A 13796-nucleotide genomic window follows, 5' to 3' on the forward strand; every position below is an offset into this window, starting at 1 on the left:
TGCGTCAGAACAGCGTCTTGCCGAGCCACACGCCGAAGCCGGTGGAGGCCACGCCCAGCAGGAACCAGAGCACGCGCTGCACCTCGGTGGCGGGCGCCGCGACCGGGTCTCCGGGCTCCGGCGGCAGCGCCAGCACGGGCGGCACGCTGGCCACCGGATGCCCCATCGAGGGCGCGACCGCGGCCGGCTCCTCGGGTGGCGTGAGCTGCCGCCGCAGCGCGTCGAAGAACTGGTCGGCGAGCTGCCGCGCGGACGCATCGATCATGCGGCCGCCGATCTGCCCCAGCTTGCCGCCGACGGCCGCCTTCACCGCGTAGGTGATACGGGTGGCCGCGCCCTCCTCGTGCAGTTCCACCTGCGAGCGGCCGGAGGCAATGCCGGCAGCGCCGCCGGAGCCCTCGAAGCCGAGGACGCAGCGCTGTGGCGCCTCGACCTCGCTGAGGGTCATGCGGCCGTCGAAGCGCGCCCGCACCGGGCCCATCTTGACCAGCACGCGGGCGCGGCGCACGGTGGGCGATTCGTCCACCAGTTCCTCGCAGCCGGGAATGCAGGCGCGCAGCACCGCGGGATCGTTGAGCGCCTGCCACACGCGCTCGCGCGAAGCGGGGATCGCAACCTCACCGGCCAGGTCCATGGATGGTTCGCTTCGTTATTGATCGATTGTTCAACGATCATAGAAGCGGGGTGCGACCGGCGAACGGGCGATGCACCCGGACAAACCCTAGCGCTCGGAGGAAGACGGACATCTGCACGCAAAGTGCCGCGCAAAGCTTACGCAAAAGGCGCAAGAAATTCAGGGAAAACTTCCAGGATTTTCCTGGTTTCTTTTGCGTCCTTTGCGAAAGCTTCGCGCCCCTTGCGTTCGGATGTCCGCCGGCCGGGCTTTCGGTATCACCCCACCATCGCCAGCGCCGGATCTTCCGAGTCGAGCACGCGTTGCGACCAGGGTTCGAGGCGGCCCGCGTCGGCCCGCAGCACTTCCTGCTTGACCGCGAGGATCTGCGCCGGGTGCATGGAGAAGCTGCGCAAGCCCAGGCCGAGCAGCAGCCGGGTGAACTGCGTGTCGCCGGCCATTTCGCCGCACACGCTCACGCCCTTGCCGTGCCGGCGGCACTCCGCGATCGTGTCGGCCACCAGCCGCAGCACCGCGGGATGGCACGGGTCGTACAAGTGGGCCACCGATTCGTCGGCCCGGTCGATCGCCAGCGTGTACTGGATCAGGTCGTTGGTGCCGATCGAGAGGAAATCGAAGTACTTCAGGAAGGTGCGCAAGGACAGCGCCGCCGCCGGAATCTCGATCATCGCGCCGATCGCCACCGGCCCATAGGGCGTGCCGCGGTTGTCCAGTTCGGCGCGCGCGAAGTCGATCAGCGACAGCGTCTGCCGGATCTCGCTGGCGTGCGCGATCATCGGCACCAGCAGGTTCACCTTGCCGTGCACTGCGGAGCGCAGGATCGCGCGCAGCTGGGTGCGGAACATCTCCGGCTCGGCCAGGCTCCAGCGGATCGCGCGCAGGCCCAGCGCGGGATTCAGGTGCGCGAGATCGCGGTGCTGCTCCTCCAGCGGCTTGTCGGCGCCCACATCCAGCGTGCGGATGGTCACCGGCAGGCCCTGCATGCCCGCGATCGCCTTGCAGTAGGCAAGGTACTGCTCCTCTTCGTCGGGCATGTCGCCGCCGTGCCGGCCCATGAAGAGGAATTCGCTGCGGAACAGGCCGACACCGACGGCGCCGGCCTTGAGCGCGGCGGCCGCGTCCTCGGGCAGCTCGATGTTGGCCAGCAGTTCCACGCGCTGGTCGTCCAGCGTCACCGCCGGCGTGTGCCGCAGGCGCGAGAGGCGGCCGCGTTCCAGTTCGGCCTGGCGCTGCTTGAAACCGTATTCGGCCAGGATGATGGGCGACGGATCGACGATCATCACGCCGGTGTCGCCGTCGATGATCACCCAGTCGTCCTGGCGCACCAGGTTGCTGGCGCTGCGCGCGCCGACCACGGCGGGGATGTCGAGGCTGCGCGCGACGATCGCGGTGTGCGAGGTCTTGCCGCCGACGTCGGTCACGAAGCCGGCAAACACGCTCTGCTTGAACTGCAGCATGTCGGCCGGCGAGAGGTCGTGCGCCACCAGCACCAGCGGCACGTCGACGCTATCGTCGAGCAGCAGGTCCTGCTGCGTCTTGCGCTTGGGCGCGGGCGGCTGCGCCACCGGCGAGCCCATGCCCTTCATGTAGCGCAGGATGCGCTCGGCGACCTGTTCGAGGTCGGCCTTGCGCTCGCGCAGGTAGTCGTCCTCCATGTCGTCGAACTGGCGCGAGAGCACCTCGAGCTGCGTGGTCAGCGCCCATTCGGCGTTGTACAGGCGGTCGGTGATCCAGTGCTTGACGCCGGTGATCAGCTCCTCGTCCTGCAGCAGCATCAGGTGCACGTCGAGCAGGGCGGACAGTTCGTGCGGCGCCTCCTTGGGGCCCATCCCGGCGATGGTCACCTGCAGCCGATGGATCTCGTCGACCACCGCATTGCGGCCCGCGCGCACGCGCTCGATTTCGGCGGGGACCTGCGCCGGCTCGACGAAGTAGTGGGCCACGTCGGCGCGGCCCGAGCCCAGGATCACAGCCCGGCCGATCGCGATGCCGCGTGCGACTGCAATGCCCTGGATGGAAAAGGTCATGCCAAGGACTCCGCGCTCACTCGCCCTCTCCGAACTTGTCGGCGATCAGCGCCAGCAGGGCATCCATCGCTTCGTGTTCGCGCTCGCCACTGGTTTCCACGGTGATCTCGGTGCCCAGGCCGGCGGCCAGCATCATCACCCCCATGATGCTCTTGGCATTGACCCGGCGCTCGCCGCGGCTGAGCCACACCTCGCAGGGGAAGCTGCCAGCCAGCTTGGTGAGCTTGGCCGAGGCGCGCGCGTGCAGCCCCAGCTTATTGCTGATGGTCGTGTTCTTCTTGATCATGGTTGCGTCTGCGCTGGTTCTGCGGCGCCGCGATCGCCACCTGCATCACCCCCTGGGTGCCGCCGATCACTGCCCGCGACACCAGCACGTCGAGCGACTCGTGCCGGTAGCTCACGCTGCGCAGGAGCATGGGCAGGTTGACGCCGGTGATCAGGCGCGAGTTCACGCCATCCACCAGCTTTTGCGCGACGTTGCTCGGGGTGGCGCCGAAGATGTCGGTCAGCACCAGCACGCCCTTGATGCCGGGCACACGCGCGAACTGCTCCAGCGCGATGCGGGCGGAGGCCAGGGTCTCTTCCGGCGAAAGGTTGGGCTGGACGTCGATCGCCGTCACCGCGCCGCCGCAATCGGGGAACACATGCAGCGCGCATTGCCGCAGCGCGTTGGCGAGCGGGGCATGGGCGATCAGCAGGATGGCGTTCATGGGCTTGGAGTGCGATTATGGCTTCTGCTCCACAGGAACCATGCGTAGGAGAGCATGCTCGTGGCGAGGAAGACACCAAATGCACCCCGGAAGGCGGCCACCTCGGTCCAGCCCGCCTTGCGAAAGGCATCGATCAGCAGGCCGATGCCCCATTGCACGACAAAGACGCCGACGAAGATCACGAGGTTGTACGCCGAGAGAGCCCGGCCGGCGAGCGAGGCCGGGAACACCATGCCCACCGCCGGCTGCGCCAGCGACACGAAGGTGCTGCTGGCGCAGAAGAAGGCCAATGCCGCCGGGCCGGCCGCCGGGCCGCCGACGATCAGGAGGGTCACCGCCACGAAACTGAGGGGCAGGCCCCAGGCGATCAGACGGTCGGTGACGATGCCGCGCCGCTGCAGCCACGGGTTCATCAGGCCCCAGGTCCAGAAGGTGACCAGCATCGCGAGGTTGATGGTGAAGAGGCCGCCGGCCGCCGCCACCGGGTCGTAGCCGGCCACGCGCGACAGCCAGGGCCCTGCCCACAGCGACTGCACCGCGATCATGCCGCCGTAGCTGAAGAAACCCAGGGGCGCCATCTGCCGGAAATAGGGATGGCGCCACACCGGCGCGTAGCTCAGGGCCGGTGCGTCGGCCGGGCGCGCGTGGTCGCTCTCGCCCCAGGTGGGCACGCGCCAGGCGATGACCATCATCGACAGCGCCATCAGCACCGCGAGGCCCCAGAACATCGGCCGCCAGCCCACGGCCGGCAGCAGCCATTGCACCGGCATAGTGGCGGCGACCATGCCGAAGGCGCCCGTCATCAGCATCCACGAGTTGGTGCGCAGTTGCACCGGCGGCGCGAACCAGCGGCGAAAGCCCGTGAGCGGCGCCATCAGGCAGGCGCTGACGCCCACGCCGCACAACACCCGCGCCGCCAGCAGGGAGGCGAAGTTGTGGGCCAGCGCGAAGGCACCGCAACCCGCGATGGCCAGCGCCACGAAGCGCATCATCACCTTGCGCGGGCCGTGCCGGTCCAGCCAGCTGCCCAGGGGCAGCTGGATCAGCGCGAAGCCGAGGAAGTAGCCGCCGGCCAGCAGGCCGAGGTCGCCGGCATCGAGGTGGAACTCGCGCGTGAGCACCGGCGACAGCGTGGCCGTGATGGCCCGCAGCACCGCGGCGAAGAAATAGGCGAACGAAAAGGCAAGGAACACCACCACCGCCTGGCGGCGCGCGAGCAGGGACATCGGTTTCTTTGGCTGAAAAGGGGCGCGGCTTCTGCGGCCGCTGCGCCCATTATCGGACCCGATAATGGGGCGCATGAATGCTCTCGATGGAATCCGCGTGCTCGACCTGTCGCGCGTGCTGGCCGGACCGTGGTGCACGCAGACCCTGGCCGACCTGGGCGCCGACGTCATCAAGATCGAACGGCCAGGCACCGGCGACGACACCCGCACCTGGGGCCCGCCCTTCCTGAAGGACCGCGCTGGCGCGGACACGGCCGAAGCGGCCTACTACCTGGGCACCAACCGCAACAAGCGCTCGGTGACCTGCGACATCGCCCGACCGGAAGGACAAGCCCTGGTTCGCGAGCTGGCCAGGCACTGCGACGTGTTCGTCGAGAACTTCAAGGTCGGCGACATGGCGCGCTATGGCCTGGACTACGCCGCACTGCGGGCGATCAATCCGCGCCTTGTCTATTGCAGCATCACCGGCTTCGGCCAGACCGGCCCCTACCGCGACCGCGCCGGCTACGACTATGCGGTGCAAGGCATGGGCGGCCTCATGAGCATCACCGGCGAGCGCGACGACCTGGGCGGCGGGCCGCAGAAGGTGGGCGTGGCCGTGGCCGATCTCTTCACCGGGATGTATGCCACGACCGGCATCCTCGCCGCGCTGCGCCACGCCGAGCGCACCGGCGAAGGACAGCACCTGGACATGGCGCTGCTCGATACCCAGGTGGCGATGCTGGCCAACCTGGGCGCCAATTACCTGGTGAGCGGCAAGGTGCCGGGGCGCGCCGGCAATGCACACCAGAACATCGTGCCTTACCAAGTGTTCGAGGTCGCCCCGGCCGCCGATCCGCCTGATCAGTTGGGGTCTGAGCACATTGGCTACCCAAATCGTGATCTGACCCCGAAATCAAGGGACCACATCATCCTCGCGGTGGGCAACGATGGCCAGTTCGCGAAGTTCTGCCAGGTGGCGGGGCGGCCGGAACTCGCCACCGATCCGCGCTTTGCCCGCAACCAGGACCGCGTGCGCAATCGCGCGGTGCTGGTGCCGATGCTGGAAGAGATCATGAAGGCGCGCCGCAAATACGACTGGCTGCCCGCCCTCGAGGCCGCCAAGGTGCCCTGCGGCGCGATCAACAACCTGGCCGAAGTGTTTGCCGACGCGCACGTGCGCGAGCGCGGCATGGTGCATCGCTGGGAGCATCCGCTGGCGGGCGAAGTCGACCTGGTGGGCAGCCCGATCAAGCTCAGTGGCACGCCGGTGCGCAGCGACCTGCCGCCGCCGCTGCTGGGCGAGCATACGCAGCAGGTGCTGTCCGAGGTGCTGGGCTGGGACGAGCAACGCATTGCGGCGCTGCGCGCGCAGGAGGTGATCTGATGGCCGATTTCGTCCTGGTGCACGGGGCCTGGCATGGCGGCTGGTGCTGGCGGCGGGTGGTGGCTGCGCTGCAGGCGCAAGGGCATCGCGGCTTCGCTCCCACGCTCACGGGCGTCGGCGAGCGGGTGCACCTGATGTCCTCGCTGATCACGCTGGAGACACACATCGCCGACGTCGCCAACGTGATCGAGGCCGAGGAACTGCAGCAGGTCGTGCTGGTGGTCCACTCGTATGCGGGGATGCTGGGCACGGCCATCGCGGACCGCATGCCGCAGCGCCTGAAGCACCTGGTGTACGTCGACGCGGTGGTGCCGCGTCCCGGCGAAAGCTGGGGCAGCACGCACTCCAGCGCCGTGCGCGAGCTGCGGCTGGCAGCGGCGCAGCAGTCGCCCGACTACAGCTTCCCGCCGCCCGATCCGAGTGTCTTCGGGCTGGCGGCCGAGGACCACGACTGGGTGCGCCGGCGCCAGACGCCCCATCCCGGCCACACCTACCAGGCGCCGCTGCAGTTCGACCCCCGGCGAGTGGCGGGCGTGCCGCGGACTTTCATCGATTGCGTCAAGCCGCGGCTGGGCACGATCGACTCGATCCGCCCGCGGGTGCGGGATGGCAATTTCTGGGACGGCGCCTGGACCGGCGGGGGCGGCATCCGGATCGTGGAGATGCAGACCGGGCACGACCCCATGGTCAGTGCGCCGGAAGAACTGACGCGCCTGCTGGTGGGCTGCGCCTGAGGCAACCGTCGGACCGGCTGGCAAGAACTTCTGCGATGAGCCAGAATCAAGTCTTCAGCGGCCGCAATTCGGCCAAAGGCAGGCAGACATGGCAGTGAACATGAAATGGGCAGTCGGCGCGGCCGCAGCGGCGGTCGTGGCCGCCGGTGCGTTCTTCTTCGTCGGTGGCGCCACCGCAGCCCCGGACACCACCTTCGTCCTGCTCGATGGCTCCAAGAAGAGCACGGCCGACCTCAAGGGCAAGGTCACCCTGGTGAATTTCTGGGCGACCAGCTGCGTCACGTGCGTGGCCGAGATGCCCAAGATGATCTCCACCTTCAACGAGTACCACGGCAAGGGTTACGAACACATGGCGGTGGCCATGAGCTACGACCCGCCGAGCTACGTGGTGAACTACGCGCAGACGCGCAAGCTGCCCTTCGAAGTCGCCATCGACAACACGGGCGCGGTCGCCAAGGCCTGGGGCGAAGTGCAGCTCACGCCCACGTCGTACCTGGTGAACAAGAAGGGCGAAATCGTCAAACGCTACGTCGGCGAGCCGAACTTCGCGGAACTGCATGCGCTGATCGAGAAGCTGCTGGCGGAGAGCTGATCCCGGCAGAGAAGCGCCGCCTGGATTGCGGGTCAAGCCCGCGAGGACACCCAACGAGAAAGCCCCGCAGCGCGGGGCTTTCTGCTTTCAGCCCACCGCGCTCACAGTTTCTCGCGGTAGCTGTCGTGGCAGGCCTTGCAGGTCTGGCCGGCGGGGCCGAAGGCGGCCTTCAGGTTGTCGACGCTGCCGGTCTTGGCGGCGGCGGCGAGCTTGGCCACGGCGTCCTGCATCTTCTCGGCGTTCTCCTTGAACTTGGCCTGCTCGGTCCAGATTTCCGGCTTGGCATGCGTGTTCTCGCCTTTCTCGGTGCCCGCGGCGAAGGCGGTGAAGGGCAGGTGCGAAACGAGCGCGATCACGTCGGCGTGGTGAGCCGCAGCCTGTGCGTCGTAGGGCGCCTTGCCTTGAGCCATGGCACCGAGCGCGCCGAAGTGTGCGCCGAGCACCCGGAAGGCGCCCTGCCGGTACTTGATGGCGTCTTCCGGCTTCTGGAAGCTCTGGGCAGACGCGGGGGAGGCGAGCGCGAACGCTGCGGCCGCGAGGGCCAGGGTGGCGGCGAACTTCATGGGTTTTCTTCTCCGGTTGGTTAAAGTAGAGGTGCCCTGCAGTGACCCCGACAGTGTGACAAAAGTTCGACTTGCAATTTGACACCGCGGGAATTCACCAAGAACTTTCGTGCCGCGCCAGCAACGTGCGAGGCACGTGCACCACCAGGAGAAGAGATCGCGATGGCCTATCGAGTGCGTGTCTGGGACCTGCCCACCCGTCTGTTCCACTGGCTGCTGGCCGTGTGCGTCGTGGCCCTCGTGGTCACCGGCTACACCGGCGGCGGGGCCATGGAGTGGCATGCGCGGCTTGGCTACACGGTGCTGACGCTGCTGCTGTTCCGGCTGGTGTGGGGTTTCGTCGGCGGCCACTGGTCCCGGTTCCGCAGCTTCCTGCCCTCGCCCGCGAAGGTGAGCGCCTACCTGCGCGGGAGTGCGCACCCGGACCACCTCGTCGGCCACAACCCGCTGGGCGCGGGCTCCGTGTTCGCGATGCTGCTGGCGCTGCTGGTGCAGGTGCTGACCGGCATGGTGAGCGACGACGATGCCGGCTTTACCGGGCCGCTCAATCGCTTCGTCTCGAGCGCACGGAGCGATCAGGCGACCTGGTACCACAAGGCGGTCGGGCAGTGGCTGATCATCGCCCTCGTGCTGCTGCACGTCGCCGCCGTCGTGTACTACCTCAAGCGCAAGAGGCAGAACCTGGTGCATACGATGGTCATCGGCGACAAGATGCTGCCGGCGCCGGCGGCCTCCTCACGCGACGACCTGGTCACGCGTGCGATCGCGCTCGTGCTGACTGGCGCGTGCGCGGGCCTGGTCGCCTGGCTAGTCAGTCTGGGGAACCTGGCGTCGGCACAATGATGGCTCGGCCGTGTCGAGCGCCTAGAATCCGTCGTCCAGCGACTCGTTTCCACCACTCTTGGACACTGCCCCTTTCCCCCTGATCGCGCTCACCGCCCCTGCCGCCCGCGACCTCGATGCGGTGCGCGCCATCTTCCGCGAGTACGCGCAAGGGTTGGGCGTCGACCTGGGCTTCCAGAACTTCGAGGAAGAACTCGCCACGCTGCCGGGTGAGTACGCGCCACCGCGCGGCGCGCTGTTCCTCGCCCGCGTCGACGGCGAACTGGCCGGCTGCTGCGCCCTGCGCCCCCTGGACAACGCCGACTACCCCAATGCCGCGGAGATGAAGCGCCTGTACGTGCGCAAGGCCTTCCGCGGCTTCGGCCTGGGCCGCCAGCTGGCCGAGGCAACCCTCGACGCCGCCCGCCAGGCCGGCTATGCCTGCGTGCTGCTGGACACGCTGGACGACATGGAAGCCGCGCGGGCGCTGTACGTGGAACTGGGGTTTGAGGATGTGCCGCCCTACTATCACAACCCGATTGCGGGGGCGCATTACCTGAAGGCGGATCTCTGATCCCTCTCCCTCTCCCGCCCGCGGGAGAGGGTTGGGGTGAGGGCGACGGCCGTGAGGCCATGAGCGCCGCTGCCCCTCACCCCCACCCTCTCCCCAGGGGGGAGAGGGAGTCTCAAGCAGCGAACTGCGCCAGCATCGTCCCCGCATCGCTCACCTCGAACTTGCCCGGGGCTTCGACGTTCAGCGAGGCGACCTTGCCGTCCTTGACCAGCACCGAGTAGCGCTGGCTGCGCACGCCCATGCCGCGGGCGGTGAGGTCCAGCGTCAGGCCCATGGCCTTGGCGAATTCGCCGCTGCCGTCGGCCAGCATGCGGATCTTGCCGTCGGTCTTCTGCTCGCGCGCCCACGCCCCCATCACGAAGGCGTCGTTGACGCTCACGCACCAGATCTCGTCGACGCCCTTGCCTTTGAGCTGGGCGTAGTTCTCGACGTAGCCGGGCACGTGCTTGGCGCTGCACGTCGGCGTGAAAGCGCCGGGCAGCGCGAACAGCGCGATGGTCTTGCCCTTGGCGGCATCGCGCACCTTCACCGGGTTCGGGCCGATGCTGCAGCCGTTGCCCTCGACCTCGGAAAATTCCTGCAGGGTGACGTCAGGGATTTGTTCGCCGACCTGGATCATGTTTGCTCTCCTCGTTGAAAGTGCGCCGCACAAAAGAAAACGGCCCACGATTGTGGGCCGTTTCCGTTTTGCCTGCTGCCGGCGAGGGGCTTAGACCGCCTCGGCCTTCTCGACCAGACGGGTGGCAACCCAGTTCTTGGTCTTGGAGATCGGCTTGCTTTCCTCGATCTCGATCACGTCACCCGTGTGGAACTGGCCGGTCTCGTCGTGCGCGTGGTACTTGCTCGACTTGATCACGATCTTTCCGTACAGGGCGTGCTTGACGCGGCGCTCGACGAGCACGGTCACGGTCTTGGCGCGCTTGTCGCTTACCACCTTGCCCACGAGGGTGCGCCTGAGGGAGGTCTTGGCTTCCGTCATGTTCACTCCTTGGTCTTGGTTTCAGTGGCGCGCTTCTGGGCCAGGATGGTCTTGGCGCGGGCGATGTCACGGCGCGTGGAACGCAGCGTGCCGGTGTTGCCGAGTTGTTGCGTAGCCTTCTGCATGCGCAGGCCGAAGTGCGCCTTCTGCAGCGACTTCACTTCTTCCTGCAGACCGGCGACGTCCTTCTGGCGGAGATCATTGGCTTTCGTCATCTTCATCTCCTCCTCAGGTGCCGATCATGCGGCTGACGAACGTGGTGCGCAGCGGCAGCTTGGCCGCGGCCAGCTTGAACGCTTCGCGCGCGAGTTCCTCGGGGACACCGACGATCTCGAACACGATCTTGCCGGGCTGGATTTCGGCCACGTAGTACTCGGGGTTGCCCTTGCCGTTGCCCATGCGGACTTCGGCCGGCTTTTGCGAGATCGGCTTGTCCGGGAACACGCGGATCCAGATACGGCCGCCACGCTTGACGTGACGGGAGATCGCGCGACGCGCGGCCTCGATCTGCCGGGCCGTCAGACGGCCACGGTCGGTGCACTTCAGGCCGAAGTCACCGAACGCCACACTGTTGCCAGTGGTGGCGACGCCGGTGTTGCGGCCTTTTTGCTCTTTGCGGTATTTGCGGCGAGCGGGTTGCAGCATGTCTTCTCTCCTTTACCGTCGGCTCAGGGCTTGCTGGCCGGCGCGGGACGGGCCACGCGCTTAACGGTAGATTTCGGGGCATCCGCCCCTGCGGTTGCTTCAGCGGGCTTGTCGGCACCATCAATGGGGGCAACGTTGGTGGCACCGGACATCGTCCGGCCGCCACCGCCAGCACCACCACCGGCGCCGCCGGGGCCGCGCGGGCCGCCACGGCCACGATCGCCGCCGGGGCCGCCACGGCGGTCACCGTCGCGACGCGGGCCACGCGGGCCACGACGCTCTTCGCCCTCGGGGCGCGGCGTGCTGTCCAGGGTCGGCAGGTCGCTGCGACCCAGGGTGTCGCCCTTGTAGACCCACACCTTGACGCCGATGACGCCGTAGGTGGTCTTGGCTTCGGAGAAGCCGTAGTCGATGTCGGCGCGCAGCGTGTGCAGCGGCACGCGACCTTCGCGGTACCACTCGCAGCGGGCGATCTCGATGCCGTTCAGGCGGCCCGACGACATGATCTTGATGCCCTGCGCGCCCAGGCGCATCGCGTTCTGCATGGCGCGTTTCATCGCGCGGCGGAACATGATGCGCTTTTCGAGCTGCTGGGTGATCGAGTCGGCGATCAGCTGGGCATCGACTTCGGGCTTGCGCACTTCCTCGATGTTCACGGCGACCGGCACGCCCAGGCGGGTGGCGAGTTCCCTCTTCAGGTTCTCGATGTCCTCGCCCTTCTTGCCGATCACCACGCCCGGCCGCGCGGAATAAATCGTGATGCGCGCGTTCTTGGCGGGGCGCTCGATCATCACGCGCGAGACCGCGGCGTTCTTCAGCTTCGTCTTCAGGTACTCGCGCACCTTGATGTCTTCACCGAGCATGCCGGCGAAGTCGCGGTTGCTTGCGTACCAGCGGCTGTTCCAGTTACGGGTGACGGCCAGGCGGAAGCCGGTCGGATGGATCTTCTGTCCCATGTGTCTTCCTGCCTTAGTTGCCGACGGTGACGTACACGTGGCACGTCCCCTTGCTGATGCGGTTGCCGCGGCCCTTGGCGCGCGCGGTGAAGCGCTTCAGCACCGTGCCTTGTTCGACGTAGATGGTCTTGACCTTCAGTTCGTCGATGTCGACACCGTCGTTGTGTTCGGCGTTCGCGATCGCGGACTCCAGAACCTTCTTGAGGATGACGGCACCCTTCTTCTGGGTGAAGTTCAGGATGTTGAGGGCCTGGTCCACCTTCTTGCCGCGGATCAGGTCGGCCACGAGGCGGCCCTTGTCGACCGACAGGCGAACGCCGCGGAGGATCGCTTTGGTTTCAGCCATGGTTCAGCCTCACTTCTTCACGACTTTTTTGTCGGCGGGGTGACCCTTGAAGGTGCGCGTCAGGGCGAATTCGCCCAACTTGTGGCCCACCATCTGGTCGGTGACGTAGACCGGAACGTGCTGCTTGCCGTTGTGAACGGCGATGGTCAGGCCGATGAAATCGGGCAGGATCATCGAGCGGCGCGACCAGGTCTTGATCGGCTTCTTGTCCTTGATGGCAACGGCCTTGTCGACCTTGGCCACCAGGTGGTGGTCCACGAAAGGACCCTTCTTGAGAGAACGCGTCATTTCTGCGGACCCTTATTTCTTGCGGCGCGAGACGATGAACGTCTGCGTGCGCTTGTTGTTGCGAGTGCGGTAACCCTTGGTCAGGTTGCCCCACGGATCGACTGGATGGCGGCCTTCGCCGGTCTTGCCTTCGCCGCCACCGTGCGGGTGGTCGACCGGGTTCATCACCACGCCGCGAACGGTCGGGCGGATGCCCATGTGGCGCTTGACACCGGCCTTGCCGAGCTGGCGCAGGCTGTGTTCTTCGTTCGCGACTTCACCGATGGTGGCGCGGCATTCGATGTGGACGCGGCGCACTTCACCGGACCGCATGCGGACCTGCGCGTAGGTGCCTTCGCGCGCCAGCAGCGTCGCGGAGGTACCCGCGGACCGCACGACCTGCGCGCCCTTGCCGGGTTGCAGTTCGATGCAGTGGATCGTCGAGCCCACCGGGATGTTGCGGATCGGCAGGGTGTTGCCGGCGCGGATCGGCGCTTCGGCGCCGGACAGCAGGGTTGCACCGACATCCACGCCACGCGGGGCGATGATGTAGCGGCGCTCGCCGTCGGCGTACACCACCAGGGCGATGTGGGCCGAACGGTTCGGGTCGTACTCGATGCGTTCGACCTTCGCCGGGATGGCGTCCTTGTTGCGCACGAAGTCGACCACGCGATAGTGGTGCTTGTGACCGCCGCCCTTGTGGCGGGTGGTGATGTGGCCGTTGTTGTTGCGGCCGGCGTGCTGGAACTGGGGCTCCAGCAGCGCTGCGTGCGGAGCACCCTTGTACAGGTGGTCCCGCGTAACCTTCACCACGGCACGTTGGCCGGGCGAGGTTGGTTTCATCTTGATGACAGCCATGATTACGCGGCCTCCCCGGACAGGTTCAGCTCTTGACCGGGCTGCAGCGTGACATACGCCTTGCGGACGTTGTCGCGGCGACCCATGGACTTGCCGAAACGCTTTGCCTTGCCCTTGGTGTTGAGCACGGACACGCCCTTGACCTGGACCTTGAACAGCAGTTCGACTGCGGCCTTGATCTCGGGCTTGGTGGCGTCCTGCAGCACCTTGAAGGTGACGGCATTGGACTTCTCGCCGACCAGCGTGGCCTTTTCGGACACGATGGGAGCGACGAGCACTTGGTACAGACGACCTTCGGCGAACTTCGCAGACTTCGAAGTGGCGGCGCTCATGCGAACATCTCCTTGAGCTTGTCGACCGCACCCTTGGTCACGAGCACCTTCTTGAAGTGCACCAGCGACACCGGGTCGGCGTAACGGGGTTCGACAATCAGCACGTTCGCCAGGTTGCGCGAGGCGAGGTACATGTTTTCGTCGACTTCCTCGGCGATCACCAGG

General features: G+C 67.1%; 21 protein-coding genes. 5 read left to right on the forward strand and 16 right to left on the reverse strand.

The window, feature by feature from the left end:
- Positions 1-4: 4 nt before the first annotated feature.
- The 5 genes from JWP60_RS25525 to JWP60_RS25545 form a co-directional block, all read right to left on the reverse strand.
- On the reverse strand, positions 5-634 hold the full coding sequence (locus JWP60_RS25525; protein WP_299798026.1) for a carbon monoxide dehydrogenase subunit G: 630 nt from the start codon (positions 632-634) through the stop codon (positions 5-7).
- A gap of 257 nt (positions 635-891) precedes the next feature.
- The gene (gene ptsP / locus JWP60_RS25530) at positions 892-2661 is read right to left on the reverse strand and encodes a phosphoenolpyruvate--protein phosphotransferase (RefSeq protein WP_299798029.1); all 1770 of its coding nucleotides are present in this window, start codon (positions 2659-2661) and stop codon (positions 892-894) included.
- A 16-nt stretch (positions 2662-2677) separates the two neighbouring features.
- Positions 2678-2947, reverse strand: a complete 270-nt coding sequence (locus tag JWP60_RS25535) for an HPr family phosphocarrier protein (RefSeq protein WP_299798032.1) — start codon at positions 2945-2947, stop codon at positions 2678-2680.
- Positions 2916-3371 carry a PTS fructose transporter subunit IIA gene (locus tag JWP60_RS25540; protein ID WP_299798035.1) on the reverse strand — a complete coding sequence of 152 codons (456 nt, stop codon included), beginning with the start codon at positions 3369-3371 and terminating at the stop codon, positions 2916-2918. The genes JWP60_RS25535 and JWP60_RS25540 overlap by 32 nt, the downstream gene beginning before the upstream one ends.
- Complete coding sequence (locus JWP60_RS25545) at positions 3368-4597, reverse strand: MFS transporter (protein WP_299798038.1); 1230 nt, start codon at positions 4595-4597, stop codon at positions 3368-3370. Before JWP60_RS25545 ends, JWP60_RS25540 begins: the two co-directional genes overlap by 4 nt.
- A 73-nt stretch (positions 4598-4670) precedes the next feature.
- Here JWP60_RS25545 and JWP60_RS25550 point away from each other — a divergent pair, with 73 nt between their 5' ends.
- From JWP60_RS25550 to JWP60_RS25560, 3 genes are all read left to right on the forward strand, one after another.
- Positions 4671-5963: a CaiB/BaiF CoA-transferase family protein gene (locus JWP60_RS25550; protein ID WP_299798041.1), complete on the forward strand. Its 1293-nt coding sequence runs from the start codon at positions 4671-4673 to the stop codon at positions 5961-5963.
- Positions 5963-6697, forward strand: a complete 735-nt coding sequence (locus JWP60_RS25555) for an alpha/beta fold hydrolase (RefSeq protein ID WP_299798044.1) — start codon at positions 5963-5965, stop codon at positions 6695-6697. Before JWP60_RS25550 ends, JWP60_RS25555 begins: the two co-directional genes overlap by 1 nt.
- An 88-nt stretch (positions 6698-6785) precedes the next feature.
- A complete protein-coding gene (locus tag JWP60_RS25560) occupies positions 6786-7289 on the forward strand; it encodes a TlpA disulfide reductase family protein (RefSeq protein ID WP_299798047.1) in 504 nt (167 codons plus the stop codon).
- 101 nt (positions 7290-7390) lie between these two features.
- Here the strand turns inward: JWP60_RS25560 and JWP60_RS25565 are convergent, their stop codons facing one another.
- Positions 7391-7852, reverse strand: a complete 462-nt coding sequence (locus JWP60_RS25565; protein ID WP_299798049.1) for a cytochrome c — start codon at positions 7850-7852, stop codon at positions 7391-7393.
- Between the two features lie 162 nt (positions 7853-8014).
- On the opposite strand from JWP60_RS25565, the gene JWP60_RS25570 reads away from it, so the two are divergent.
- Together JWP60_RS25570 and JWP60_RS25575 are read left to right on the forward strand one after the other, a co-directional pair.
- Positions 8015-8695: a cytochrome b/b6 domain-containing protein gene (locus JWP60_RS25570; RefSeq protein ID WP_299798052.1), complete on the forward strand. Its 681-nt coding sequence runs from the start codon at positions 8015-8017 to the stop codon at positions 8693-8695.
- Between the two features lie 58 nt (positions 8696-8753).
- Positions 8754-9248, forward strand: a complete 495-nt coding sequence (locus JWP60_RS25575; RefSeq protein WP_299798055.1) for a GNAT family N-acetyltransferase — start codon at positions 8754-8756, stop codon at positions 9246-9248.
- A 112-nt stretch (positions 9249-9360) separates the two neighbouring features.
- Here the strand turns inward: JWP60_RS25575 and JWP60_RS25580 are convergent, their stop codons facing one another.
- The 10 genes from JWP60_RS25580 to rplD all read right to left on the reverse strand — a co-directional run.
- Complete coding sequence (locus JWP60_RS25580) at positions 9361-9867, reverse strand: peroxiredoxin (protein WP_299798058.1); 507 nt, start codon at positions 9865-9867, stop codon at positions 9361-9363.
- 90 nt (positions 9868-9957) lie between these two features.
- Positions 9958-10227 carry a 30S ribosomal protein S17 gene (gene rpsQ, locus JWP60_RS25585; protein WP_299798061.1) on the reverse strand — a complete coding sequence of 90 codons (270 nt, stop codon included), beginning with the start codon at positions 10225-10227 and terminating at the stop codon, positions 9958-9960.
- A 2-nt stretch (positions 10228-10229) separates the two neighbouring features.
- Positions 10230-10442, reverse strand: coding sequence for a 50S ribosomal protein L29 (gene rpmC, locus JWP60_RS25590; protein ID WP_299798063.1), 213 nt, complete (start codon positions 10440-10442; stop codon positions 10230-10232).
- Positions 10443-10455: 13 nt separating this feature from the next.
- Positions 10456-10872 carry a 50S ribosomal protein L16 gene (rplP, locus tag JWP60_RS25595; protein WP_299798066.1) on the reverse strand — a complete coding sequence of 139 codons (417 nt, stop codon included), beginning with the start codon at positions 10870-10872 and terminating at the stop codon, positions 10456-10458.
- Between the two features lie 23 nt (positions 10873-10895).
- Entirely contained in the window at positions 10896-11828 is a 933-nt protein-coding gene (rpsC, locus tag JWP60_RS25600) for a 30S ribosomal protein S3 (protein ID WP_299798069.1), read from the reverse strand.
- A gap of 13 nt (positions 11829-11841) precedes the next feature.
- The gene (gene rplV / locus JWP60_RS25605; RefSeq protein ID WP_299798072.1) at positions 11842-12174 is read right to left on the reverse strand and encodes a 50S ribosomal protein L22; all 333 of its coding nucleotides are present in this window, start codon (positions 12172-12174) and stop codon (positions 11842-11844) included.
- A 9-nt stretch (positions 12175-12183) separates the two neighbouring features.
- Complete coding sequence (gene rpsS / locus JWP60_RS25610) at positions 12184-12462, reverse strand: 30S ribosomal protein S19 (RefSeq protein WP_299798075.1); 279 nt, start codon at positions 12460-12462, stop codon at positions 12184-12186.
- Positions 12463-12474: 12 nt separating this feature from the next.
- Positions 12475-13299 carry a 50S ribosomal protein L2 gene (gene rplB / locus JWP60_RS25615; RefSeq protein ID WP_299798078.1) on the reverse strand — a complete coding sequence of 275 codons (825 nt, stop codon included), beginning with the start codon at positions 13297-13299 and terminating at the stop codon, positions 12475-12477.
- 2 nt (positions 13300-13301) lie between these two features.
- Positions 13302-13631, reverse strand: a complete 330-nt coding sequence (gene rplW / locus JWP60_RS25620; protein WP_299798081.1) for a 50S ribosomal protein L23 — start codon at positions 13629-13631, stop codon at positions 13302-13304.
- On the reverse strand, positions 13628-13796 hold a 169-nt coding region (gene rplD, locus JWP60_RS25625; RefSeq protein WP_299798084.1), incomplete at its 5' end, for a 50S ribosomal protein L4. The genes rplD and rplW, both read right to left, overlap by 4 nt.

It is taken from the genome of Ramlibacter sp. (genome assembly GCF_028291745.1).
In the GTDB taxonomy this organism is placed as follows: domain Bacteria; phylum Pseudomonadota; class Gammaproteobacteria; order Burkholderiales; family Burkholderiaceae_C; genus Ramlibacter.

What these genes read in the sequence shown, in the direction of transcription:
- JWP60_RS25525 (WP_299798026.1), bottom strand. Translation starts at nt 634, where the DNA reads ATGGACCTGGCCGGTGAGGTTGCGATCCCCGCTTCGCGCGAGCGCGTG.
- ptsP (WP_299798029.1), bottom strand. Translation starts at nt 2,661, where the DNA reads ATGACCTTTTCCATCCAGGGCATTGCAGTCGCACGCGGCATCGCGATC.
- JWP60_RS25535 (WP_299798032.1), bottom strand. Translation starts at nt 2,947, where the DNA reads ATGATCAAGAAGAACACGACCATCAGCAATAAGCTGGGGCTGCACGCG.
- JWP60_RS25540 (WP_299798035.1), bottom strand. Translation starts at nt 3,371, where the DNA reads ATGAACGCCATCCTGCTGATCGCCCATGCCCCGCTCGCCAACGCGCTG.
- JWP60_RS25545 (WP_299798038.1), bottom strand. Translation starts at nt 4,597, where the DNA reads ATGTCCCTGCTCGCGCGCCGCCAGGCGGTGGTGGTGTTCCTTGCCTTT.
- JWP60_RS25550 (WP_299798041.1), top strand. Translation starts at nt 4,671, where the DNA reads ATGAATGCTCTCGATGGAATCCGCGTGCTCGACCTGTCGCGCGTGCTG.
- JWP60_RS25555 (WP_299798044.1), top strand. Translation starts at nt 5,963, where the DNA reads ATGGCCGATTTCGTCCTGGTGCACGGGGCCTGGCATGGCGGCTGGTGC.
- JWP60_RS25560 (WP_299798047.1), top strand. Translation starts at nt 6,786, where the DNA reads ATGGCAGTGAACATGAAATGGGCAGTCGGCGCGGCCGCAGCGGCGGTC.
- JWP60_RS25565 (WP_299798049.1), bottom strand. Translation starts at nt 7,852, where the DNA reads ATGAAGTTCGCCGCCACCCTGGCCCTCGCGGCCGCAGCGTTCGCGCTC.
- JWP60_RS25570 (WP_299798052.1), top strand. Translation starts at nt 8,015, where the DNA reads ATGGCCTATCGAGTGCGTGTCTGGGACCTGCCCACCCGTCTGTTCCAC.
- JWP60_RS25580 (WP_299798058.1), bottom strand. Translation starts at nt 9,867, where the DNA reads ATGATCCAGGTCGGCGAACAAATCCCTGACGTCACCCTGCAGGAATTT.
- rpsQ (WP_299798061.1), bottom strand. Translation starts at nt 10,227, where the DNA reads ATGACGGAAGCCAAGACCTCCCTCAGGCGCACCCTCGTGGGCAAGGTG.
- rpmC (WP_299798063.1), bottom strand. Translation starts at nt 10,442, where the DNA reads ATGACGAAAGCCAATGATCTCCGCCAGAAGGACGTCGCCGGTCTGCAG.
- rplP (WP_299798066.1), bottom strand. Translation starts at nt 10,872, where the DNA reads ATGCTGCAACCCGCTCGCCGCAAATACCGCAAAGAGCAAAAAGGCCGC.
- rpsC (WP_299798069.1), bottom strand. Translation starts at nt 11,828, where the DNA reads ATGGGACAGAAGATCCATCCGACCGGCTTCCGCCTGGCCGTCACCCGT.
- rplV (WP_299798072.1), bottom strand. Translation starts at nt 12,174, where the DNA reads ATGGCTGAAACCAAAGCGATCCTCCGCGGCGTTCGCCTGTCGGTCGAC.
- rpsS (WP_299798075.1), bottom strand. Translation starts at nt 12,462, where the DNA reads ATGACGCGTTCTCTCAAGAAGGGTCCTTTCGTGGACCACCACCTGGTG.
- rplB (WP_299798078.1), bottom strand. Translation starts at nt 13,299, where the DNA reads ATGGCTGTCATCAAGATGAAACCAACCTCGCCCGGCCAACGTGCCGTG.
- rplW (WP_299798081.1), bottom strand. Translation starts at nt 13,631, where the DNA reads ATGAGCGCCGCCACTTCGAAGTCTGCGAAGTTCGCCGAAGGTCGTCTG.